The organism is Ructibacterium gallinarum (assembly GCF_014982785.1).
Lineage (GTDB): Bacteria > Bacillota > Clostridia > Monoglobales > Monoglobaceae > Ructibacterium > Ructibacterium gallinarum.
In genome coordinates this window covers 87,194-108,867 of the sequence record NZ_JADCKB010000002.1, presented here as the reverse complement: position 1 = coordinate 108,867, position 21,674 = coordinate 87,194, and the positions used below count along the sequence as shown (strand labels likewise).

The following is a 21,674-nucleotide window of genomic DNA, read 5'->3' as shown; positions in this document are numbered from 1 at the left end:
TAAAATTTTAAACTTTTTGCAATAAATTTGAAATGTTTTTTTAAAATTGTTTTAATTCCTCCTGCCATAAAAGGTCGCAGGCCGCCCGCCGCCGCAGAAACCGTGCCAAATCTCCGGCTGTTGCAAGATGAACTTGAACGCCGCCGGGAAGCTTTAAAAAATACGGATTTTGTCCTTCTAAAACATACACGGGCATGTCTGTGTTATAGGGCTTTTCCGCTTTCTCTGCCAGGCAGAAAATCCGGCCATTTACCGCATCTTTTCCCACAGGGAAAATTTCTGCCCGGCGCAGGGCAGCAGAAAGCGCGGGCCTCAAAGCTCTGGTTTTGACCCATAAAGGAAGCCGATAAAAATTCCGGCGGAAGCGGTCAAATTCCATCAGCTTGGGACGGGATGATGTAATGCCAAGCTCCGCGTCGTGAGCCGTCAGCGAATCATCATGAAAACGGTATTCATATAAAGGTGTTTTTTCCCGGGTATGGCGAATACAAAACAGACTGTTCAGCCGCATAAAATAATCATAATCCTCCAGCAGAAACTGCCGGGGGGAATACCCGCCCAGCACGGTATCTACACTGCCCCGGTATAAAAACGCGGCCCCGATGGTGTTGTTGGGGACCGTATTTAAAAGCGCCGTTGAAACCGGCAGATACACATTGGCGCTTCCGGGCGGGAACGGAAACCAGCCATGCCCGGTCAATAACCTGCCTTCTTGGTCAATCAGCCGCATATTGGCATATACCATATCAACCTTCGGCCGCCGCCGAAGCTCTTCTGTCAGAACAGCAAGACAGTTTGGAAGCATCCGGTTGTCTGCACTAATCCAGGTAAAATATTCCCCTCTTGCCTTAGAAAATCCCCGGTTCAGTGCCCGGGGCAGTTTTTGGTTTTCTTGATGGATCACAGAAATCCGTTTTTCTTTTGCGGCATACTGCTCTGCAATGGAAGGGGAGGTATCGACAGAGCCATCGTTTACAATAATCAGCTCCCAGCGGGGATAGGTTTGTGCCAAAACCGATTCCACTGCTTCTTTTAGATATTTTTCGCCGTTGTATACGGGAAGCACCACCGAAACCAGGCCCGGTTCACAGTTTCTGTAGATTTTTTGGGCAGGCAGGGATCCAAAATGGGGAGCAAGATGGCACAAAATTTGGTTCAGCATAAAGCGCTCCCTTCCGCCGCTGTATTTTTATTGGAAACAGCCAGCCATAATTCTGCAAAAGCATCCCGTTCACATTTTTTATAAAAACATTCCATCTCCGTTCCTTTTCGGCGCAGGCGGCTCAATTCCTGCGCGGCAAGCAGCATCCGTTTTTTCAAATAGGCGCTGTCCCAGTTCCAGGGTGCATAGCCGTCCCTGCAAAGGCGGAAGGTGGTAAAGATACCGGCGCGCAGTGTATTTTTTACGTGTTCCCGGGTAAAACGCCGTGGATCTACCCGGTGCTCTACCCAGGCGGAGGGTTGTACGCCGATTTCCCAGCCTCTTTGCCGCATAAGAAAACATAGCGCTGTTTCTTCGCCGCCCTCAAAGCCTGTTCCTACTCGGCCGTAATTCTCGGGAAAGCCTCCCACTGCATGCAGTGCACTGCTGCGAACCGCAAAACAGGCGCCATAGGGGAAGGCGTATTGTTCATGTACGGTGCGGTACTGCCGAAACGGCACGGTATAAGCGCTCCAAAGTCCTTCATGTCCTGGTAAAACTACTTCGGGCACAGGGGATGGCAGAGGCAGATAAATCTGCCCGCCAATCACAGCCGCCTTTGGTCGGCGCAAGAAAGCATCTTTGATTTGGGACGCAAAGTCTGTGCCTGCCACGGCGTCATCATCCATATAGAGCAAAAATTCTCCCTTTGCACAGGCCGCGCCACGGTTACGGGCAAAGGAAAGGCCTGGTTTGCTCTCCCGTACCCACCGCACTCCGGACGGAAGTAAAGCTTCCGGATCCCCGTCCGGGCGGTTCCAAACTACCAGCACCTCGCCGCCGCTGTTTTCTTTGAGGGCAGATGCGGCGGCATCCCTAAGTCCTTTCCATCGGCCGCTGGTGCAGATAATGACCGACACTGTCAGTGGCCGCTGCGCCTTTGGCATGGGAGAAACCTCTTTTTTTACCGGCCGCAGCTGTCCCAGCTCCTGAACGCCTCTTTTGACGGAAAGGAAAAGTCCGCTTTGCCGCACCTTAGCCGCAGCCAAAAGACTAATATTTGTTTTTTTCTTTTCCATTGATTTCAATTTCTGCCTGAGGACGGAAAAGCCCAAACCAATTCTGTTCCGATACCGATTCCACCCAGGCGCTCCCTTCATAATAATCATAATAGGAAATGGGCAAGGTGTCCCGCCGTTCCAGTCCTGCCGAAAGGACATACTTGCCGGGAGCAAAGCAGTTAACAAATGTAAATACCGCCGTCTGTTTTTCGCCAGGCGTCATGCGCAGTCCCCAATCCCAAGAGGAAAGCACCATCAAATCAAGGCCTTCTCGGCTCCGAACTGCAAGAGAAACCGCCGTATTGTTGGGATCCGCACAACTGGGCACCTGTACCGTGACGGATATGGTAACCGGTTTCCCCCACTGCCACTGCCGGCCGGTCTTGACCTCCTGCACCGCACCGGGCTGGGTTCCAAACCGCCGCAAAGGCACAAGCCCCTTTTCGCCAAGTCCCCCGGTCACTGCGGCCTCCATATATGCGGAGGTTACCGGACCTACCTCGCCATCCAGCATCAGCCTTCCCTCTTCCAGCCAAATCGCCCGGCTGCAAAGCTTTCTGACACTGTCAATATCATGGGTAACATACAAAATGGTAACGCCCTGCTTTTTCAGCTCTTCCATTTTGCGAAAGCATTTGGCCTGAAACATAAAGTCTCCCACTGCCAAGGCTTCGTCTACAATTAACACATCCGGCCGGATACAGGCGGCGGCCGCAAAGGCCAGGCGCACAAACATGCCGTCAGAATAGGTTCTGACAGGCTCTTTTGCATAGTCGCCAATTCCTGCAAATTCCAGAATTTCTGGCAGCTTGGCCTTGGTTTCCTGTTTGGAAACGCCGTGAATGCTCCCATTTAAGTATATGTTCTGGATTCCCGTATATTCCGGATGAAACCCCGCGCCCAATTCCAGCAGAGCGTGCACTCTGCCTTGGATTCGCACCTTTCCCGATGCCGGCGCTGTGATACCGCTGAGAATTTTCAGCAGGGTTGACTTTCCTGATCCGTTTTTTCCGATAATCCCTATGGTTTCTCCGGAAACTGCCGTGAAACTGACGTTATCCAGCGCGGTTTTATATATTTTTCTGCACAGAGGATTTCCTTTGCCGTGATAAAGACGGTAATATTTGGTCAGCCCGCATACCTCGATCTGATATTTCATCTCCCGTCCCTCCTGTCCGGTGAAATCCGGTTTTTGTAAAATATTATAGCACACCCATTTTTCCTTTGCAAGAAGAGGCGGGAAATCAGAAGGCAAAAAACTTTTTAAAAAATTTTCTTTTGTCTTGTAACCAAAAATACCGTTTCACATATGATAAAGTGAACACTAAATAGGAGGTGCAAAACATTATGTTTGGAAACGGATGTGGAGGATCTGGAATTTGGATCCTGATTGTAATTTTACTGATTTGCTGCTGCTGCGGAGGTAACAGCTGTGGCTGCGGAGATACCTGTAATTTAAACGGCTGCTGCTGTGACTGACAGCAAATAGGGCCTACATAAACGTTTTGCAGCTGCGTCAGTCAGGTACACCTTGCTGCATCATCTGCTCCGCCGTGTTTTGCCGAGAGCGGAGCTGTTTCATCTGTCCCATCTGGGACGGACATTCCCGTAAAGGGAAGGATAGAAAATAAAAAAACAAGGAGGTGTAAGTATGTGCTGTTTTGGTAATGGTTTCGGCGGTGATAGCTGCCTTTGGATCATCATTCTGATCATCTTGATTTGCTGCTGCTGCGGCGGTAACAACAACGACTGTGGCTGCAACAACAACTGCGGCTGCTGCTAACGCATGGCTGCGGCTGAAAAGCCGGCACACATAAGGCGCGGAGAATCCGCGCCTCAGCGTGTCGATACTTTATCGACACGCTGACAGATGTTGAAAAAGGAAGTTAGATTTTCCGCAATTGCTTTCGTCGGCGTACAAAGGTACGGTAGAGAGCGATTGCGGGAAAAGCAAGCAATGACGCCGGTTTCTCAATGAATCCGGCGTCATTTTATACGACAACATAAAGTTTATGAAAAGGAAGCGCATTTTGCTTTTATCATCTCGCTTGCGGTATAACGACTTTTTCGACAGTCTGAGGCGCGGAGAATCCGCGCCTTACATTTTTTAAAGCCAGCACTTGACAAGCCGAAAAAGTTATGCTATACTTTTTTGGTATCTATAAATGGTTTTGCTACCGTGGCTCAGCAGGTAGAGCAGCTCACTCGTAATGAGCAGGTCGTCCGTTCGAATCGGATCGGTAGCTCCACATCGGAACAAGTTTTGCTTGTTCCGATTTTTTTTGCAAAAATTTTTTATAAGCTTGTAACCTTTTTCCTTTTCAAACGTTGTATAATACAGAGAGAATAATTAAACCTGCTTTTTCTTACTGCGCCTTTGGCCAAACAGGGATTTTTTATACCAAAGAGGTGAACCAATGGATATTACAGATGAACTATATAAAAAGCATTATCACGGTGCATTGCTTTATGTATATTCCCTGTGCGGTAATTATCATCTGGCGGAAGACATAGTGAGTGAATCTTTTTATAAGGCGCTGGTCTCCTATCAGGATACCGAAGAAAGATTTAAGTTCTGGCTTTTCCGCGTATGCAAAAACGCTTTTATTGATTTCCTGCGCCGCAACAAGAACAAAACAGAACTAAAGGCAGACCTGCAGGATGAAACCGACATTGCTGACAGGGTAATTGTACAGGAAAAATACCGTTCCTTATACCGTGCGGTAGAACTGCTGCAGCCGGAATATCAGGAAGTGATCACGTTATTTTATTTTAACGAAATGCGCATTTCTGAAATTGCCGTTATTACAAACAAAAGCCCTGCGGCTGTTAAGGTTGCGCTTTACAGAGCCCGGAAAAAACTGAAAGAAATTTTGGAGGTCAATTATGGATTTTAAAATATTGTACCAGAAATATCTGGCAAATGCGTGCACCCCGGAAGAAAAAGCTTTTGTAGAAGCCGAAATTGAACGGGCCAAAGCGGTAAGCGAAGAGCTGTTCAAAGAACACACCCGGATTGAACTTACGCCGGCGGAAGACCAGGATGTTTTACGTGCCCGGAAAAAATGGAATACCGCTACTTTCGTAAAAACAGCGGTTATTTCCGTCCTTTCCTGTGTGGTAGTAGGCTGTGTGACGATTGCGGCAGTTTATGGCATTTCTATCAGCAGCGCCAACCGTAATATGAAATATGACAACCAGCAAGCGGAGCAGGCGGTAAAAGAGTATATATATCAGCACGCAGCTGCCAATTATTCTATTCCAAATGCCAGCATAGATACAGTCTATGTTAAAGAGGAGGACCGTGACCTGGAAATGAAAGGCCCTCTTCGCAAAAGCTATTATATGATTGAATATGAAGCAAAACTGCCGGGATACGAATTTGAAGCCGAAATGAATTCCCGTACCGGTGAAATCACCATTACTGATGTAGATAGATATTAAATTATTAACATATAATCTAAGGAGGTTTAAACTATGATATTAAAACGAAAAGAAACAAAAGTATTTGCAGGACTGCTTGCCGTGCTTCTGATGGCTGTCATTTTTACAGCTGGGAAATGCGCTCTTGCTGAGCAGGCCTATGACACGGTTACCGCACAGCTCTCGCCCCAGTTTACTATAATTATTGATGGGACAGAACGCGACTTTTACAATGCAGACGGCAACGAGGTGCATCCCATTGTTTATCAGGGGACAACCTACCTGCCTCTGCGCGCAATTGGCGAACTGATGAACAAAAATGTAAACTGGGATCAGTCCACATTGACAGTGACCCTCAGCGGTAATCGCAATGGTGAAACGGTCAGCGGTATTCGGGATACCTCTGCACGGGAAACCGATGTTTCTGTTCAACTGCGCTATGATTTTACCATTGTAGTAGACGGTATCAAACGTACTTTTACTGATGTCAACGGCAATACGGTCTATCCTATCCTCTACGAGGGATCTACCTATCTGCCTCTGCGTGCGATCGGTAATCTGATGAATAAAACCGTAGGCTGGAACGAAGCAACAGAAACCGTGACGCTGTCTTCCCCGGAGAATGGTTCTCTGGTTACCGACGCAGACAGCTTCTATCAGACGGGGTCAAACCATAACCAGCAGCCACAGTCCAGCACACCGTCTTCTATTTCCGGCAGCGCTGCAGACTTAGAACAGGCAAAAGCCGCTGCACTCCGTCACGCTGGTGTTTCGGAGGCGGACGCTGTTTTTGTCAAAACTAAAACAGACCGTGAAAACGGTGTTTTGGTTTATGACCTGGAATTTATATGCGGCAATGTAAAATATGAGTATGAGGTGGATGCCCAGACGGGAGAAATCCGTTCCTTTGACAAAGAAACGCAAAAAACAGGACAATCTGGCACAGGGACTGCCAACACCAGCCCTTCTGCAAAAATTACGCTCGACGAGGCCAAGCAGATTGCCTTAAATCATGCGGGATTGTCTGTATCTGCTGTCTCCTTCCGGAATACCAAACTGGATTTTGATGGTGGCCGTATGGTATATGAAATTGAATTTATCAGCGGTAATCAGGAATATGAATACGAAATCAGTGCACAATCGGGAGAAGTTGTGAAATACGATAAGGACCGCCATGATTAATACGGAATTTTTCCTAATTTTTCCTTTGTGAAAAGGTTAAGAAATTCTTTTTCATAGATTTTATTTTACTAAATTCATTTAAGGCATTGACTTTTTTGCACACATCGTTTATACTATGCGTGAAAAAGAGAGTTTTATATGTCTTTTGGTTGTTTTTTGCTGGTATATGGAGTTTTTATGGGGTGTACTTTGGTACGCCCCATATTATTGTTATAAGGCAAAAAACGAAAATTAAAAAATCGAGGAGAAGAATTATGAAAGGAAAAATTGTTTTATTTGCGTTTTTGCTATGTTGCTTGTTCTCTGTTGGTTCGCTGCATATGGTATACGCAGCCCAGCCCGCAGGGGATATTACCGATACGGGAATTGATTTTCTGACCAATCCGCCCCAGCAGGAGGTCACTTATACCGCCGGTCAGGGAACCGTTACCTATACACCCGAAACAGACGGCAGCGCCGTCATTACCATGGAAAATGCCTCTATTAATGGAAGCGTAAAAGGAGTCCTCTATCAAAGTCCTAACAGGGCATCGGCGGCCTTGTTTGCCAGAGGGAAAATTGATCTGGTTCTTATTGGCGAAAACACCATCACCGTAACGGAAAAAGGAACCCAGGGCGTTTTTCTCTATGACAGTGATGTAACGGTAAAAGGCACAGGAAGCCTGATTGTGGATACCACTGCCATAACGGGTTATGGCCCTTCCCCTTTCAACGTTATGGCGGGCAAAGACACCAATGAAGCAACAAGAACAGGTCATTTTACCCAGGAGGGCGGAAACATTGCTATAAAGGCAAACGCAAAGGATCCGGGAATATGTTTTCTTGTCAGCAATGACCTTACCATTGGCGGCGGTTCTCTTACCACAGAAGGCGGAAGTTATGGTATAGTATGTTCCAAAGGTACCCTTTCCATTGCTGGGGGCAGTGTTGTCTGCCGGGGATTTTCCGGTGACGGTATCTCCAATTATAAAGGGAATATTTTCATTTCCGGAGCTGACACCACCGTCGAAATCTATACCGCCAAAAAAGATGCCTATTCTTTTGGTTTGATGGCAGAGCCAGATGGAGGCAGTGATCTGCCCAGCGGAAATATTTCTATCAGCGGCGGTAATATTCATATCGAGGCAGGCCAATGTGGTATTTATACCGAAGCCGGAGATGTCAGCATTTCCGGAGGAACCCTTTACACAAAGGCGGAAAACCAAACAGGCAGCGGCGATGCTGTTGGTATTTACAGTGTAGGGAAGATAGAAATTACCGCAGGGGAGGTCTTTGCCTGCGGCATGGGTGAAGGCGTTTCAGGCGTTGGCCTATACAGCGAAGCTTCTTTGTCAATCAGCGGCGGTATTGTGACCGCCCAAGGTGTAGAGCAGGCAGTTTTCCCCGCACCGACGTTGTCCGGGTATCCGGAGCCTTGCGTTCGGGCAGCAGCGGATTTTAGCGGAAAGGAACTTTTGGAGTATAACGAAGGCAATATTTCCAGCTATCTATACTTTAATATCAGCAGCGGAAAGTATAGTCTCCGTTTTGAAAACGGTACAGCCAGTATTTCCGCGCCCTTTGGCTTTAATGCAGAAGTGCTGTTTGCCGCCTTTGACGAAACGGGAACGCTTGTGGACTTTGAAAGGAAGAAAGCTGTGCTGGCTCCGGGAACGAACAGCATTGCCCCGGAACATTTCCAGCCGGAAAGTGGAAATACAGTGAAAGTAATGCTTTGGAACAGCGCTGACAGCATGAAGCCGTTATGTAGTGCCGATGTTTCTGGTTCATAGGCATAAGAGATGAGAAAAGGACCTCTAATTGAGGTCCTTTCAGCGTGTCGATAAGGTATCGACACGCTGACAGATGTTGAAAAAGGAAGTTAGATTTTTCGTAATCGCTTTCGTCGGCGTACAAAGGTACGGTAGAGAGCGATTGCGGAAAAAGCAAGCAATGACGCCGGTTTCTCGATGAATCCGGCGTCTTTTTTTTGCGGAAAGGAAAAGCAATTTTGCGGTCAACATAAATGCCCGGGGAGCCTTCGGGTACAGGGCTCCCGCAAAACCGCTGGTTTTGCGGGAAAGAGGAGTGGCAGCCGATAACGTGAAGCCGTATTTTCATAAAAAATGCGGCAAACCAACAGGCTTGCCGCGACGAAGATTGCGGTATAACGACTTTTTCGACAGTCTGAAAGGACCTCTAATTGAGGTCCTTTCATTAATGAATCCATTGTTCCATCAGGGCGATGGTTCCTACCAGATTCATTCCCATTCCCCAAAACAGCAGAGGGAAAAGATACCAGGAGTCTGGCTTGGGATCCCGGTTTTTCTGCCAGTATACCACCGCAAAGAAGATACAGGGCAGAAGGTCTACTGTATAGCGGTTGCCAAACTGCCAGCCGCCCAGGGTTTTATGGGCGCATAAAAGAAGCAGGTGCAGAACCGGAAGCAACAGGCAAAGCCAGGTTATCTTTTGTTTGGGATGTTTCACTGCGGCCCAGATTCCAAAAACAAGCCAGGGCAGGAAAATTGGGCTGAAAAGCCACAGGGCGGCGCCGTTGAAAATGGGAAAGACCAGGCGGCCGTTTTCCAGTTGGGGAAGGCGGAACATTTGTTTTAGATTCTGGGGAATGTACCCCAGATAAAACTGGCCATTGGGGGATTCCTCACTAAATTCCGGCAGGTAGTTATGGCCAAACTCAAAAACATTATCAAACCGGAGATAGTTTAAAAGCATCAAAAATCCGCCCACCAGCAGAGGTGGCAGCAAATACCACCAAAACCGACGCAGGCAGGAAAAGAATCCCCCATTTTGCCGGCAGGTGACAAACAAAAGATACAGCACCAAAGGAAGATATACCATATTGAGCGGCCGGCACCCCACTGCCAGCGAAAGGCAGAAGAGGGGAAGCGCGGCTTTTTTTATGCCGCCTTCTGCGGCATAGTAAAGGCTCATCATGGTAAAGGTAAAGGCGCAAGTCTGCGCAAAATACCACACATCTGCCCGGTAGCCTATGTGGAGGAAATTGCTTCCTATGGTTAAAAGCAGCGTCCAAAGTACAGCCGCCGGGAAGCCCATTCCCGCAGAGAAAGCCAGCCGCAAAGCATACAGTGCGCCAATCATGCCGATGGTCACCGCAATCAAATGATCTGGAGTATGGAGCCCGAATAAGGCGGCAAAGGGTAATAAAATTACAGCAGGAATGGGAGGAAAGCTGACATAATACTTCCCGCCGTACTGGGCAATTTCCAGGTAATCGTAGTTCCTGCCAAGGTCAAGATGCCCTTCCAGCCAGCGCATGGCTTCTAACACATAGGAATTATAGGTGGCAGAGCCAAACAGGGAATCGGCGGTAAACGCCCAGAGAATCCCATAAACAGCAAGCAGGGACAGTATGACTGTCCCTGCTGCGGAAAAAAAGTCTTTTTGGTTGGATGTGTGTAAAGCGGAGTGTTTCATTTTGATTCACCTTTGCTTTGATCGTAAAGACCAGTATTGGTTTCTTTGACAATATAAATGGGGCGGCGTTTGCATTCTAAATACGCTTTGGAAAGATACTGTCCCAGCACTCCAATGCACAAAAGCTGAATGCCGCTGACCAGCAGAATAATGCATACCAGAGACGGCCAGCCGTAAGAGCTCATCTGCCAGATCAGCTCTCTTATGATGACTACAATGATTCCGATGAAGGACAGCAGGCAGAATAGAACGCCTGCGACCGAAGCAATGGCAAGGGGTACCGTAGAGAACGCCACAATTCCGTCAATGGAATAGAGAAACAGTTTCCAAAAAGACCATTTGGTCTCCCCGGCGGCGCGCTGAATATTTTTATATTCCAGCCATTGGGTGTCAAATCCTACCCAGCTGAAAATCCCCTTGGAGAACCGGTTTCGCTCGGTCATGGAAAGGATGGAGGCAACCATCTGCCGGGTCATCATCCGGTAGTCCCGGGCGCCGTCTACAATTTCGGTATTGGAAATCCTGTTAATCAGTTTATAAAACATCCGGGCAAACCAGGATCGGATTTTTGCCTCACCTTCCCTGGTGACCCGCCGCGCTGCCACACAGTCACATTCCCCTGTGGTAATTTTCTGGTACATCACGGGAATCAGCTCCAGAGGATCCTGCAAATCAGCGTCCACAATTACCATATAATCGCCGGTTGCCGCTTCCAGGCCGGCGTACATGGCCGATTCCTTGCCAAAATTCCGGGAGAAGGAAACATATTTCACTCTCTGGTCCTTTTGGCTCATCTCCCGGAGCATAGGCAGCGTCCGGTCGGAAGAACCGTCATTGACAAATAGATATTCAAATTCCGCCTGTGGCATGGAAAGGCGGATTTTTTCGATTTCCTGATAAAACAGGGGGAGCACCGCTTCCTCGTTATAGCAGGGAACAATTACGGTAATTCGATCCATAATATACTCCTTTGGCGCTTATTTTCCGCTCCGGTTATAGAGGGAACGCTTGTCAATGACACGGACGGCTTTGCCCTCGCTTCTTTCAATGGATTTCGGCTCTACCAGCTTGACCCGTGCCTTCAGGCCCAGAATGGTCATCAGGTTACTTTCTACCTTTTTCGAGATGGTTTCCAAAGACCGAATCTCGTCAGTAAAGATTTTTTCCGATACCTCCACCAGTACGTCAAGCGTATCCTTGTTATCCTTACGGTCCACAATCAGCTGATAGTAGGGCATGGTCTCTTCCATGTTCATCAGCACCTCTTCGATCTGAGAGGGGAACACATTGACCCCGCGGATAATCAGCATATCATCACTGCGGCCCATGGGTTTGCTCATGCGGACAAAGGTCCTGCCGCAGGCGCATGGCTCATAATTGAGGGAAGTAATATCTCTTGTCCGGTACCGGATCAGCGGGAAGGCTTCCTTGGTGATACAAGTAAACACCAGTTCGCCTACACTGCCTTGCGGCAGAACCTCGCCGGTATCGGGATCGATAATTTCTGGAATAAAGTGATCTTCGTTGATATGCATACCATTTTGGCAATAACAGTCATAGGAAACCCCGGGGCCCATAATTTCGCTGAGACCATAGATGTCATAGGCCTTAATGCCCAGCTTGTCCTCCAGCTCCCGGCGCATCTGGGGCGTCCACGGCTCTGCACCAAAGGCGCCGCCTTCTAACTTGATATCGTCTTTGGTATATCCCATCTCATGCAGAGTTTCTGCCAGGGACAGAGCATAGGACGGGGTACAGGCCAGGAAGGTGCTGCCAAAATCCTTCATAATTTGAATCTGACGGCGAGAGTTGCCGCTGGAGACTGGAATGGCACAAGCGCCGATTTTCAAAGCGCCGTAATGTGCGCCAAAACCTCCGGTGAACAGGCCGAAGCCATAGGCTGTATGTACAATCGATTTTTTGGTTACCCCATAGGCGGTAAGGGCGCGGGCGGCAATCTCTGCCCAAATACCCACATCATGGTTATTCATTCCCACCACAGTCTGTTTTCCGGTAGTGCCGGAGGAAGCGTGGATTTCCGTTACCTCTTCCATGGGAATGGCAAAGTAGCCATAGGGGAAATTGTCCCGAAGATCCTGCTTGGTGGTAAAGGGAAGCCGGGATAAATCCTCAATTCCCCGTATATCTTCCGGTTTCAAGCCAATGGCGTCCATTTTTTCCCGGTAAGGCGCCACATTTTCATAAACCCGCTTTACCGTATTGCGCAGATGCTCGCTTTGCCAGTCTTGAAGCGCTTCCCGGGGCATCATTTCAAATTCTTTGTTCCAAATTGCCATAACACGTCACTCTTTCTTTCAATCTCTAAAAAATTTCCTATTTATTTTACAATGTTTTTTTCCGTTTGTCAATATGCCATAGCGCCAAACAGCCGCGCAGGCTTTTTTGGGCCGCGCGGCTGTTTTTATCATTTTCTATTGCGTAAAAATCCGAAGAATATCGTTCCATGTGGCATAAAGCATCAGAAGGATCAGCAGGGCAAAACCCGCAAAATGAATCCAGCCTTCCTTGTCTCTGGGAACCGGTCGGCGGAAGATCAGCTCAATCAGCACAAAAAAGATACGGCCGCCGTCTAGTGCGGGCAGAGGAAGCAGGTTCATGATTCCAATATTCACCGCTAAAAATGCGGCAAAGAACAGGAAATCATACCAGCCGCTCTGCGCCACTGTGTTCATGGCGTGTACTACGCCTACCGGGCCGGAAAGGTCATTCAGTCCTGCCTGACCGGAAAACAGCATGCCCAAAGAGACAAATACCAGTTTCACCATCCAAACTGTCTGGAAAAAGGCTTCATGCAGAATCCCCCAGGGGGTAACCGGGTCAATGGCAATGTCAAAGCCTACCACATATCCGGTACTGCCGTCTTCATAGGTGATTTCCATAGGGGTAAAGCTTTTGGTAATTTTTTCTCCGTCGCGTTCCAGGGTAAGGGAGGTCTCCGCTCCGCTAGTCCGGGAGAGCTCAAAGCTCAGATCCCGGCGAATATGAATGGTCTTGCCATTGATTTCGGTAATTTTGTCCCCCGGCTGCAGAAATTCCGCGGCAGAGGATTGGGGGTTGACATTTTCCACTCGGACGGAAGGAAGTCCGCCGTCAGAAACAGCGGTAACCGCCACCAGACTCAGTACAATCAAAAATCCCAGAATCAAGTTCATGCCTGCGCCTGCCGCCAGAATCACAATTCGTGGCACCGGCTTTTTCCGGTTGAAGGCGCCGGGTTCCGCGCTGTCCTCGTCCTCGCCCTCCATTTTGCAGTAGCCGCCCATGGGAATGGCCCGGACGGAATACAAGGTTTGTTTGCCCTGTTTTTTCAGCAGGGCAGGACCCATGCCAATGGCAAACTCGTGTACGGTTACCCCAAACAGCCTGGCAGTGAGGAAATGCCCCAGCTCATGGACAAATATAATTACAGAAAAAATCAGGATTGCTCCTATAATGGTAAGAATCATTACTTCATAACCTTTCAGCCCACAATTTTATTTCTCCGCCTATCTGTGAGCAAGATCAGGCGCAGTTTCCCGTTTTACTTTTGAAGGCCTTCCTTCCGCACCGCTGTATCAATCTCTAAAAGGTCTTCTGCGGTAAACTGTGTTTGACGTCTCCATGAATCCTGCCAGCGGTCCATAGCGGCCTCCACCGTATCGGCAATTTCCAAAAAGCCAATTTCATCCTGCAGGAAAGCAGTCACTGCCGTTTCGTTGGCAGCGTTCAGTACGGTGGGCATAATACCGCCCTGCCGGCCTGCTTTCTTGGCAAGGGCAAGGCAACGGAAGGTCTGTTCGTCCGGACGGGCAAAGGTGAGGGCGCCAAGGGCTGCAAAGTCCACTGGCGGCTCCACTGCTTCCAGCCGGTCCGGATAGGTAAAGGCATATTGAATGGGGTGTTTCATGGACGGCAGGGACATTTGGGCAATCACACTGCGATCCTTAAACTGCACCATGGAGTGAATGATGCTCTCCCGCTGCACTACCACCTCAATATCGTCAATTTCCACATCAAAAAGCCATTTTGCTTCCATAATTTCAAGGCCCTTGTTCATCAAAGTGGCACTGTCAATGGTGATCTTGGCGCCCATGCTCCAGTTGGGATGCTTTAAGGCCTGTTCTTTTTTTACTCCGGCAAGTTCGGTGGCCGTTTTCCCAAAAAATGGTCCGCCGGAAGCCGTTAAAAGAATTTTTTCAATTTCATCATGCCGTCCGGATTTCAGGCTTTGGAAAATGGCGCAGTGTTCGCTGTCTACCGGCAAAAGCCGTACGCCGTGTTTTTTGACCGCTTCCATAAAAAGACTGCCTGCGGTCACCAGCGTTTCCTTGTTGGCAAGGGCAATGTCCTTGCCCGCCTCCACTGCCCGCAAGGTGGGGATCAGGCCCGCAAAGCCTACAATGGACGAAAGCACCATGTCCGAACCGGTTTCAGCGGCCAAATAGCAAAGTCCCTCCCTGCCGGAGAGGATTTTCGTATTGGTATCCGCCACAGCGACAGCAAGGGCTTTTGCCCCTGCTTCATCCGGCACAGCAGCATACGCCGGATGAAACCGGCGGATTTGTTCTTCCAAAAGCAGAAGGTTCCGGTTCCCGGATATGCCGGTTATGGTAATTTCCTTTTTTTCCTTGAGTTCCTCCACCACCTCCAGCGCCTGTGTGCCAATGGAACCGGTAGAACCCAGTATGGTCAGCTTCATCAATTTTCATACTCCTTTATTTTATGCCCCAATTTTCCCGTATATCACGCTAAAATCCCAATTTTCAGCAAAAACAGAAAAATGGCCGGCGCTACCAGGACAATACTGTCGCAGCGGTCTAAAATCCCGCCGTGACCAGGCAGAAGGTTTCCAAAATCTTTAATGTTGTACTGCCGCTTAATAATGGATGCGGTCAGGTCGCCGATTTCTGAAACAATAGCAGCAATCATGCCCAGCAGAAACAGCAGAAACAGATTAAAATGCTGACCGCCCAGCGCATCGGTAAAGAACAGATTCACCACTGCGCCAAACAGCAGAAAACTGAGCCCGCCGCCTGCCAATCCACCTAGGGCGCCTGCCACCGTTTTTTTGGGGCTAATGTTGGGGCACAGCTTTCTTTTGCCAAATTGTTTGCCTACAAAATAGGCGGTGGTATCCGTCATAAAAGCGCCCAAAAAGACCAGCCAGATATAAAAGTTTCCAAATTCCAGGTTTCGGATATAGATAATATGCGAGAGGAAATAGGGGATATACAAAAGCCCCATAATCAATAGCGCAAGATGGTTCAGCGTCACCCGGCGATGACTGATCAGCATCATAATAAACAGGGCGGCCACATAGAGGTATACCAGCGCCATACAAGTTCCCGGCGCCAGATAGATGCCAAGCGGAATCACCAGCGCTGCCAGATATCCCATAAGGCAGATGGGTTTATGGGTTTGCAGCCCAACCGCATGGTAAAATTCATAAAGGCCAATGATTGATACCACCATAATCACGCCCATAATCACCGGAACCGGTGAAAACAGCATCAAAATAATGAGCGGCAATCCGATTGCGGACGTAATGACTCTTTGTTTTAAGGATGCTTCCATGCTATTTGACACCTCCAAACCGCCTGTCGCGGCTCTGATAATCCAAAATGGCCTGCCTCATATCCGATTCCTTAAAATCCGGCCAGCAAATATCGCTGTACCAGAATTCGGCATAGGCCGCCTGCCACAGCATAAAATTGGAAAGACGTTTTTCGCCGCTGGGACGGATAATCAAATCCACTTCAGGGAGGTCAGCCGTATCCAGATAGGAGGCAAACCGGTCTTCATCCAGAGCCTCAATGGCAAGACTGCCGGAGAGAATGTCCTGCGCCGCGTGTTTTGCCGCCCGTACAATCTCGTCACGGCCGCCGTAATTCAAGGCAATGTTAAGCACCATACCGTCGCCGGAAGCGGTGACTTTTTCTGCATGATGAATGGCTGCCTGAATCTTTTCGCTGAGCCTGCTAATATCGCCGCTGATTTTCAGCCGCATATTCCGGCCGCGGAATTTTTCTTCCACCATCATCAGATAATCATATAAAAGTTTCATCAGTGCGTCAATTTCCTTTTCCGGACGGGACCAGTTCTCGGTAGAAAAGGCATAGACGGTGAGCGCCTTGATGCCAAGACTGTTACAGTAATCACAGATGTTTTCCAAAATATCGGCCCCCCGCTTATGCCCTGCCGAGCGGGGAAGGCCCCGGCGCTTGGCCCAGCGGCCGTTTCCGTCCATAATGACTCCAATATGGCGGGGGATCCTTGTCATATTCAGTTCCGTTTCCTTTTTTTTTCGATTCCACAGCATAGTATCTTCCCTCAATACACGACGGGGAATAGAAGCGCTCTGCCTTCTATTCCCCCCCTTTTTTCTTTTTTACGCCGTCCTTTCAAGGTAGGCATGGTTTTGTCCCCCGCCGCTCAAGAGGCGGGGACATCTGTGCTTAGATTATACTTCCATAATTTCCTTTTCTTTGTCAGCAATAATGCCGTCAATCTGTTTCACAAATTTGTCGGTCAGCTTCTGTACTTGTTCTTCCAGATCTTTTAAATCATCCTCGGTAATTTCGCCAGCCTTTTTCTGTTTTTTAAACTGCTCCATGGCGTCGCGGCGGATATTCCGCACAGCAACCTTTGCCTCCTCGCCGCGTTTGGAGACACCCTTGCTGAGTTCACGGCGGCGTTCTTCGGTCAGCGGCGGGAAGTTCAAACGAATCATTTTGCCGTCATTGTTGGGCGTAATTCCGATATCTGATGCCAAAATGGCTTTTTCTACCGCCTTGAGCACCGAAGCGTCCCAGGGCTGAACAATGATGGTTCTGGCCTCCGGCACAGAAATGGTTCCCACCTGGGCAAGGGGTGTCTGCACACCGTAGTATTCTACTGTAATTTTATCCAGAATAGCCGGATTGGCACGGCCGGCACGGATAGACGCCAGATCCCCTTCCAGGGAAGCAATGGCTTTGTTCATTTTGTTCTCTGTATTTTTCATAGCGTTTCTTCCTTTCTACCGGCTTACCAAAGTGCCGATCTCTTCGCCCATTACGGCGCGTTTAATGTTTTCCGGGTCATTCAGTCCAAATACTAAAATGGGAATATTGTTATCCATGCACAAAGAGGTGGCAGTGGAATCCATCACGCCCAGCCCTTTGTTAAGCACATCAATAAAGGAGAGAGAATCAAATTTCTTGGCGTCGGGGTTCAGGTTGGGATCGCTGTCGTAAACGCCGTCCACCTTTTTAGCAAGCAGGATCACTTCAGCGTCAATTTCGGCTGCCCGCAGTGCCGCGGTGGTATCGGTGGAGAAAAAGGGATTACCGGTGCCACAGGCAAAAATGACAACCCTGCCCTTTTCCAGATGGCGCGCTGCTTTTAAGCGGATATACGGTTCTGCAATCTGCCGCATTTCGATGGCTGTCTGTACCCGGCTTTCCACGCCCAGGTGTTCCAGAGCGTCAAGCAGAGCCAGAGAGTTGATAACGGTAGCCAGCATACCCATATGATCGGCACGGGAGCGGTCCATACCCTCGCCGGTGCGTCCCCGCCAGAAATTGCCGCCGCCGACAACAATGGCGATTTCGACCCCCATATCATAGCATTCTTTTACCTTTTCAGCGATAGCATTAATGGTAGGCTGATCAAGGCCGAAGCCCTTATCTCCTGCCAGCGCTTCTCCGCTGATTTTCAGCATGATTCTCTTATACTTTGGCTTTTTCATAGGTTTCTCCTTTGCTTTTGATAAATTTAAACCGCGAAACCCTATCGGCTGCTGCCGGAGGCACTTGTGCTCCGGGACGATGAAGAGGAAGAAGACGAGGGCTTGCTCGTTGGCTTATACCGGTCCAATTCAGCCTGCAGTATGGTAATCTGATCCTGCAGCAGCTGAACATCCTCTTTGAGCTTTGCGTTCTCACTTTGCAGTGTATTTTCATCCGTTTCTTCCGACTGCGCCGCCTGTATCATCACCTGAAACGAACACGCAAACGAGCCTAAAAAAACGCCGGCTATAATAAATAAGATTCCAAATACCATTAATGTTTTTCTTCCCCGTGCGCTTCCTTTTTTTACAGGGGGAAGCTGTTCTTCTCTCATAGTAACCATCCTTTCGCGTAGCTTGGTTTCAACAATTGCGAAGTCATCCACTCACCGATTACCCCCAGGTTTAAAACCCCAGTGACCAGCAGTGTCATAATAATGCCGGAAATCATGATTCCAAGCAATATAGCCGGAAACGCGTATTTAAACCGCATATCCAGCAAAGAGGCAATCATTGCCCCGGTCCATGCCCCGGTTGTAGGAAAGGGAATGGCCACAAATATCATCAGCGCACCTGCGCTTGCTTTGCTAAGCTTGCCTGCCTTGCGGCGGGTTCGATCTTCCAGCCAGTGGGCAAACCGGCTGAGCAGGCGGGTGGTCTTGAGCCACTTGACAATAGGCCGGAAAATCAGCATAATCACCGGCACAGGAAGAAAATTACCAATTACCGACAAAAGGTACATTACCAAAATATTGCCGAAGGTATGATCCACCTGATTGAGCGCATAAATCAAAGACCCGCGTATCTCAGAAATCGGTGCCATAGAGAGGAAAAAAGTCCAGAAATATTCTGTAAAAGAAGCGTTCATATATACGTTACCCCGTGTATATCAGTTTTTCATGTGTTTGACATGGAAACCGCGCGGAGCCGCATATCAGATAAGGCCTCAAACCGCTTGTTTTCCGGTGTGTCATCTATTATTCATCAGTATAGCATAGTTTTATTTCTTTTTCAAGAAAAATTTATGTCCGCGGCATTATTTTCTGCGGCCGCGGCGGTTTTGACTTTTTTTCCGATACTGCGCGGTTTTCAGTGACCGATATAACCCCAGTATGAAGAAAAGAATCAGCACCAAAAGGACGGCCAGAACGAGATAGGTTATGATGCGAACCAGGAAAAAGCTCCAGAGCCATTCCCCCAGAGCCTGAACGGGCCAGAAGGGGCTGCGTTCCACGTCCACATCGGCGCGCAGATTGCCGGAAGCCAGTTCCGTTCCGTTATATAGGACGGTGACTTTTGCCGCAACCTGGTCTTTATATACAGGTGCATATATGGCGTCGGGGATTTCGGGACGAATTTCCAGATCCTGCCGGGTGGTGCCTTTTGGGACAACCACTTTAATATTTCCCTCAGAGGACAAAGTCACCGAATCGGTGGATTTCCCCTGTTTTACCCGGACTTCGCCAAGGATTTCGCCTTCAGAAATGGGAGATATGATTTCGTATTGTGAAAAGCCGTAATCCAAAAGACGGATGCTGTCCTGATGTGATGCCGCCACGTCTTTGCCGTGGAACACTACGCCAATCAGCTCCATGCCGTTTTGGACGGCGGAAAAGACCAGGCAGTTGCCTGCCTGACTGGTATTTCCTGTTTTGATGCCGTTTGCGCCTTTATAGTAATATTCTAGGTAGCGCATGGTGGACAAAAGGCCGTTGGTATTAATATAATACCGTTCCTTTTCGGTTTTGTTGGTGGGCGGAATCTTAATATGGGCAATGTCGACAGTATCCCGGAAGATTTCGTATTGCATGGCCGCCTGGGCAATCTTTGCCATGTCGGCAGCAGTGGTATAGTGATTGTCATCGTGAAGACCATGGGGATTCATGAAATGGGTGCCGCTAAGCCCCAGTTCTGCGGCCTTGGCATTCATTTTTTCCACAAAAGCCTGGTCGTTTCCGGCCAGACGAAAGGCAATGGCCATAGCGGCGTCGTTGCCTGATGGAATCAACAGTCCCTTTAAAAGCGCGTCAAAGGAGATAATTTCCCCTTCCTTCAGGTTCATGGTGCTGCTGTCTGCCGCCAATCCGCTAAGCATCTCGGGTGTAATCTCTATCTGCTCTTCCAGAGTCACCTCGCCTTTTTCCAAAGCTTCCGCCGCAAGCAGGGCGGTCATAATTTTGGTGGTGCTTGCAGGGAACATCTGCTTTTCGCTTTCCGATTCATATAAGACGGTGCCAGAGGTGCTTTCAATCAAGATACCCGTTTCCCCCTGTCCCAGAATGGGCCTGCCGTTTGCATCCATATGGGAGTTTTGCGTTTGCTCTGCGGCAGAGGTATCTGTTTGAGTCGAAGGCGCTGACGATGCCGCGGGGGATGCCGTAGGTTCCCCGAAAACCGCCGCGGGCAGGAGTACCTGCCACAGCAGAAATACCGCCCACAGTGCGCATAAAACCCGTTTCCGATTTTTCAATGTTACTCCACTCCTATCTGCTGTTTTGCAATTTTTCCATTCGTTCCCGTTCTGCCTGTGACAGCCGGATATACTGGGGTACCAAATCTGTATAGGAAACGGTCGCGCCGCTTTTTATTGCTTCAAAGGCCAGCTCGGCGACCGAGCCTGCCAGATTCATGTTCTGCATTCTCTGGGCAAAAATTGCCTGACCGCCAAGTGTTTCTTCAATGGCTTCTCGATACACCAAGGTTCCGTCTCCGCAGAATAAAACCGGCAATTCCTGTTTTTTCAATTCCGAAAGCAGATCGGAAAGGGCGATTGCCCGGTCATCACAGAGCCGCGCAAGTTGTTTGCCGCCATGGAACAAGGCGTTATACACCTGGTTTCTGCGGGCGTCTAAGACAGGGCAGATGATCCCGTCAAACACTGCGGAATTGTTGGCCAAGGCGTGCAGGGTGGAAACTGCCGCACAGGGCTTTTGCGTGGCCTGTGCCAGTCCTTTTGCGGTAGCAACGCCGATGCGGACGCCGGTAAAGGAGCCGGGCCCTACGGCTGCGGCAAAACAGTCAATTTCTTCTATCTTAATTTCTGCCTGGGCAAACATGACCTCAATTTGCGGCATCATCTTTTGGGAATGGGTTTTTTTATGATTGATCACCGTCTGTGCAATCAGCCGGGTATCGTCCATCAAAGCCGCAGTGGCAGCCATACAGCAGGTATCAATTCCAAATATCAGCATATGATGATCTCCCTGAAATTTTCGCCCCGTGCGGGGTCTTTTTTAAAATAGATCCAAATGGTATTTTCGGGAAGAACCGCGCGGACATTGTCCGCCCATTCAATCAGGCAGATGCCGTCACCGAAAAGGTAGTCATCCATCCAGTCACAAAGTGCCGGATCCGGGTTTTCCAGCCGGTAGACGTCAAAATGATAAACCGGCACCGTGCCGGGGTATTCATTCACCAAAGCAAAGGTGGGGCTGGTCACCATATCGCCGCCGCCAAAGCAGTCGGCTGCACCTTTGACAAACTCTGTTTTTCCGCAGCCCAAATCGCCGCTGAGGGCAAGGATTGCCCCGGGCGAAAGGGTTTTAGAAAAATCTTTGCCTGCCTTTCGGGTTTCCTCCGGGCTGTTTGTTTCGATCCGTAACATTGTTCTTCACCGCTCTTTTCAAAATTACCTTTTTATTATATTAATTCCCTGCCGCAA

Annotated in this window: 23 protein-coding genes and 1 tRNA gene; 6 read left to right on the top strand and 18 right to left on the bottom strand. The window is 49.0% G+C overall.

Annotated elements, in window-relative coordinates; genetic code table 11:
* Window positions 1-40: 40 nt before the first annotated feature.
* The 3 genes from INF28_RS01735 to INF28_RS01725 are packed head-to-tail and all read right to left on the bottom strand — an operon-like array spanning window position 41 to window position 3,361.
* Entirely contained in the window at window positions 41-1,162 is a 1,122-nt protein-coding gene (locus INF28_RS01735) for a glycosyltransferase family 2 protein (RefSeq protein WP_226391751.1), read from the bottom strand.
* The gene (locus INF28_RS01730) at window positions 1,156-2,220 is read right to left on the bottom strand and encodes a glycosyltransferase family 2 protein (RefSeq protein ID WP_226391750.1); all 1,065 of its coding nucleotides are present in this window, start codon (window positions 2,218-2,220) and stop codon (window positions 1,156-1,158) included. The genes INF28_RS01735 and INF28_RS01730 overlap by 7 nt, the downstream gene beginning before the upstream one ends.
* Window positions 2,195-3,361 carry an ABC transporter ATP-binding protein gene (locus INF28_RS01725; protein ID WP_226391749.1) on the bottom strand — a complete coding sequence of 389 codons (1,167 nt, stop codon included), beginning with the start codon at window positions 3,359-3,361 and terminating at the stop codon, window positions 2,195-2,197. Before INF28_RS01725 ends, INF28_RS01730 begins: the two co-directional genes overlap by 26 nt.
* Before the next feature lie 188 nt (window positions 3,362-3,549).
* Here INF28_RS01725 and INF28_RS12795 point away from each other — a divergent pair, with 188 nt between their 5' ends.
* Window positions 3,550-3,681 carry a hypothetical protein gene (locus INF28_RS12795; RefSeq protein WP_264175654.1) on the top strand — a complete coding sequence of 44 codons (132 nt, stop codon included), beginning with the start codon at window positions 3,550-3,552 and terminating at the stop codon, window positions 3,679-3,681.
* A 37-nt stretch (window positions 3,682-3,718) separates the two neighbouring features.
* Here the strand turns inward: INF28_RS12795 and INF28_RS01720 are convergent, their stop codons facing one another.
* A complete protein-coding gene (locus tag INF28_RS01720; protein ID WP_226391829.1) occupies window positions 3,719-4,015 on the bottom strand; it encodes a hypothetical protein in 297 nt (98 codons plus the stop codon).
* Window positions 4,016-4,375: 360 nt separating this feature from the next.
* Here INF28_RS01720 and INF28_RS01715 point away from each other — a divergent pair.
* The 5 genes from INF28_RS01715 to INF28_RS01695 all read left to right on the top strand — a co-directional run bounded on the left by INF28_RS01715 (window position 4,376) and on the right by INF28_RS01695 (window position 8,579).
* Window positions 4,376-4,451: transfer RNA gene (locus INF28_RS01715), tRNA-Thr, on the top strand.
* Window positions 4,452-4,619: 168 nt separating this feature from the next.
* Complete coding sequence (locus INF28_RS01710) at window positions 4,620-5,099, top strand: RNA polymerase sigma factor (RefSeq protein WP_226391748.1); 480 nt, start codon at window positions 4,620-4,622, stop codon at window positions 5,097-5,099.
* Window positions 5,089-5,646 (top strand): hypothetical protein, encoded by a 558-nt coding sequence (locus INF28_RS01705; protein WP_226391747.1) that lies wholly within the window; start codon window positions 5,089-5,091, stop codon window positions 5,644-5,646. Before INF28_RS01710 ends, INF28_RS01705 begins: the two co-directional genes overlap by 11 nt.
* A 33-nt stretch (window positions 5,647-5,679) precedes the next feature.
* The gene (locus tag INF28_RS01700; RefSeq protein WP_226391746.1) at window positions 5,680-6,807 is read left to right on the top strand and encodes a PepSY domain-containing protein; all 1,128 of its coding nucleotides are present in this window, start codon (window positions 5,680-5,682) and stop codon (window positions 6,805-6,807) included.
* A gap of 254 nt (window positions 6,808-7,061) precedes the next feature.
* Entirely contained in the window at window positions 7,062-8,579 is a 1,518-nt protein-coding gene (locus INF28_RS01695; RefSeq protein ID WP_226391745.1) for a carbohydrate-binding domain-containing protein, read from the top strand.
* A 424-nt stretch (window positions 8,580-9,003) separates the two neighbouring features.
* On the opposite strand, the gene INF28_RS01690 is transcribed toward INF28_RS01695, so the two are convergent.
* The 14 genes from INF28_RS01690 to tsaE form a co-directional block, all read right to left on the bottom strand.
* Entirely contained in the window at window positions 9,004-10,245 is a 1,242-nt protein-coding gene (locus INF28_RS01690; protein ID WP_226391744.1) for a hypothetical protein, read from the bottom strand.
* Window positions 10,242-11,204 (bottom strand): glycosyltransferase family 2 protein, encoded by a 963-nt coding sequence (locus tag INF28_RS01685; protein ID WP_226391743.1) that lies wholly within the window; start codon window positions 11,202-11,204, stop codon window positions 10,242-10,244. The genes INF28_RS01690 and INF28_RS01685 overlap by 4 nt, the downstream gene beginning before the upstream one ends.
* Before the next feature lie 18 nt (window positions 11,205-11,222).
* Window positions 11,223-12,542 (bottom strand): phenylacetate--CoA ligase family protein, encoded by a 1,320-nt coding sequence (locus INF28_RS01680; RefSeq protein ID WP_226391742.1) that lies wholly within the window; start codon window positions 12,540-12,542, stop codon window positions 11,223-11,225.
* 135 nt (window positions 12,543-12,677) lie between these two features.
* Window positions 12,678-13,712 (bottom strand): RIP metalloprotease RseP, encoded by a 1,035-nt coding sequence (gene rseP / locus INF28_RS01675; protein WP_226391741.1) that lies wholly within the window; start codon window positions 13,710-13,712, stop codon window positions 12,678-12,680.
* A 74-nt stretch (window positions 13,713-13,786) separates the two neighbouring features.
* Window positions 13,787-14,944: a 1-deoxy-D-xylulose-5-phosphate reductoisomerase gene (locus tag INF28_RS01670; protein ID WP_226391740.1), complete on the bottom strand. Its 1,158-nt coding sequence runs from the start codon at window positions 14,942-14,944 to the stop codon at window positions 13,787-13,789.
* A gap of 44 nt (window positions 14,945-14,988) precedes the next feature.
* On the bottom strand, window positions 14,989-15,831 hold the full coding sequence (locus INF28_RS01665) for a phosphatidate cytidylyltransferase (protein WP_226391739.1): 843 nt from the start codon (window positions 15,829-15,831) through the stop codon (window positions 14,989-14,991).
* Window positions 15,821-16,564, bottom strand: coding sequence for an isoprenyl transferase (locus INF28_RS01660; RefSeq protein WP_226391738.1), 744 nt, complete (start codon window positions 16,562-16,564; stop codon window positions 15,821-15,823). The genes INF28_RS01665 and INF28_RS01660 overlap by 11 nt, the downstream gene beginning before the upstream one ends.
* Window positions 16,565-16,705: 141 nt before the next feature.
* Window positions 16,706-17,248: a ribosome recycling factor gene (gene frr, locus INF28_RS01655; protein WP_226391737.1), complete on the bottom strand. Its 543-nt coding sequence runs from the start codon at window positions 17,246-17,248 to the stop codon at window positions 16,706-16,708.
* A gap of 15 nt (window positions 17,249-17,263) precedes the next feature.
* Entirely contained in the window at window positions 17,264-17,974 is a 711-nt protein-coding gene (gene pyrH, locus INF28_RS01650) for a UMP kinase (protein ID WP_226391736.1), read from the bottom strand.
* 41 nt (window positions 17,975-18,015) lie between these two features.
* A complete protein-coding gene (locus INF28_RS01645; RefSeq protein WP_226391735.1) occupies window positions 18,016-18,348 on the bottom strand; it encodes a hypothetical protein in 333 nt (110 codons plus the stop codon).
* Window positions 18,345-18,881 (bottom strand): COG2426 family protein, encoded by a 537-nt coding sequence (locus tag INF28_RS01640; RefSeq protein ID WP_226391734.1) that lies wholly within the window; start codon window positions 18,879-18,881, stop codon window positions 18,345-18,347. Before INF28_RS01640 ends, INF28_RS01645 begins: the two co-directional genes overlap by 4 nt.
* 168 nt (window positions 18,882-19,049) lie before the next feature.
* Window positions 19,050-20,483 carry a D-alanyl-D-alanine carboxypeptidase family protein gene (locus INF28_RS01635; RefSeq protein ID WP_226391733.1) on the bottom strand — a complete coding sequence of 478 codons (1,434 nt, stop codon included), beginning with the start codon at window positions 20,481-20,483 and terminating at the stop codon, window positions 19,050-19,052.
* A gap of 13 nt (window positions 20,484-20,496) precedes the next feature.
* Window positions 20,497-21,204: a tRNA (adenosine(37)-N6)-threonylcarbamoyltransferase complex dimerization subunit type 1 TsaB gene (gene tsaB / locus INF28_RS01630; RefSeq protein ID WP_226391732.1), complete on the bottom strand. Its 708-nt coding sequence runs from the start codon at window positions 21,202-21,204 to the stop codon at window positions 20,497-20,499.
* Window positions 21,198-21,617: a tRNA (adenosine(37)-N6)-threonylcarbamoyltransferase complex ATPase subunit type 1 TsaE gene (gene tsaE, locus INF28_RS01625; protein ID WP_226391731.1), complete on the bottom strand. Its 420-nt coding sequence runs from the start codon at window positions 21,615-21,617 to the stop codon at window positions 21,198-21,200. Before tsaE ends, tsaB begins: the two co-directional genes overlap by 7 nt.
* Between the last annotated feature and the right edge of the window lie 57 nt (window positions 21,618-21,674).

Coding starts and splice junctions, on each gene's coding strand:
- INF28_RS01735 (WP_226391751.1), bottom strand. CDS start 1,162: ATGCTGAACCAAATTTTGTGCCATCTTGCTCCCCATTTTGGATCCCTG.
- INF28_RS01730 (WP_226391750.1), bottom strand. CDS start 2,220: ATGGAAAAGAAAAAAACAAATATTAGTCTTTTGGCTGCGGCTAAGGTG.
- INF28_RS01725 (WP_226391749.1), bottom strand. CDS start 3,361: ATGAAATATCAGATCGAGGTATGCGGGCTGACCAAATATTACCGTCTT.
- INF28_RS12795 (WP_264175654.1), top strand. CDS start 3,550: ATGTTTGGAAACGGATGTGGAGGATCTGGAATTTGGATCCTGATTGTA.
- INF28_RS01710 (WP_226391748.1), top strand. CDS start 4,620: ATGGATATTACAGATGAACTATATAAAAAGCATTATCACGGTGCATTG.
- INF28_RS01705 (WP_226391747.1), top strand. CDS start 5,089: ATGGATTTTAAAATATTGTACCAGAAATATCTGGCAAATGCGTGCACC.
- INF28_RS01700 (WP_226391746.1), top strand. CDS start 5,680: ATGATATTAAAACGAAAAGAAACAAAAGTATTTGCAGGACTGCTTGCC.
- INF28_RS01695 (WP_226391745.1), top strand. CDS start 7,062: ATGAAAGGAAAAATTGTTTTATTTGCGTTTTTGCTATGTTGCTTGTTC.
- INF28_RS01690 (WP_226391744.1), bottom strand. CDS start 10,245: ATGAAACACTCCGCTTTACACACATCCAACCAAAAAGACTTTTTTTCC.
- INF28_RS01685 (WP_226391743.1), bottom strand. CDS start 11,204: ATGGATCGAATTACCGTAATTGTTCCCTGCTATAACGAGGAAGCGGTG.
- INF28_RS01680 (WP_226391742.1), bottom strand. CDS start 12,542: ATGGCAATTTGGAACAAAGAATTTGAAATGATGCCCCGGGAAGCGCTT.
- rseP (WP_226391741.1), bottom strand. CDS start 13,712: ATGATTCTTACCATTATAGGAGCAATCCTGATTTTTTCTGTAATTATA.
- INF28_RS01670 (WP_226391740.1), bottom strand. CDS start 14,944: ATGAAGCTGACCATACTGGGTTCTACCGGTTCCATTGGCACACAGGCG.
- INF28_RS01660 (WP_226391738.1), bottom strand. CDS start 16,564: ATGCTGTGGAATCGAAAAAAAAAGGAAACGGAACTGAATATGACAAGG.
- frr (WP_226391737.1), bottom strand. CDS start 17,248: ATGAAAAATACAGAGAACAAAATGAACAAAGCCATTGCTTCCCTGGAA.
- pyrH (WP_226391736.1), bottom strand. CDS start 17,974: ATGAAAAAGCCAAAGTATAAGAGAATCATGCTGAAAATCAGCGGAGAA.
- INF28_RS01645 (WP_226391735.1), bottom strand. CDS start 18,348: ATGAGAGAAGAACAGCTTCCCCCTGTAAAAAAAGGAAGCGCACGGGGA.
- INF28_RS01640 (WP_226391734.1), bottom strand. CDS start 18,881: ATGAACGCTTCTTTTACAGAATATTTCTGGACTTTTTTCCTCTCTATG.
- tsaB (WP_226391732.1), bottom strand. CDS start 21,204: ATGCTGATATTTGGAATTGATACCTGCTGTATGGCTGCCACTGCGGCT.
- tsaE (WP_226391731.1), bottom strand. CDS start 21,617: ATGTTACGGATCGAAACAAACAGCCCGGAGGAAACCCGAAAGGCAGGC.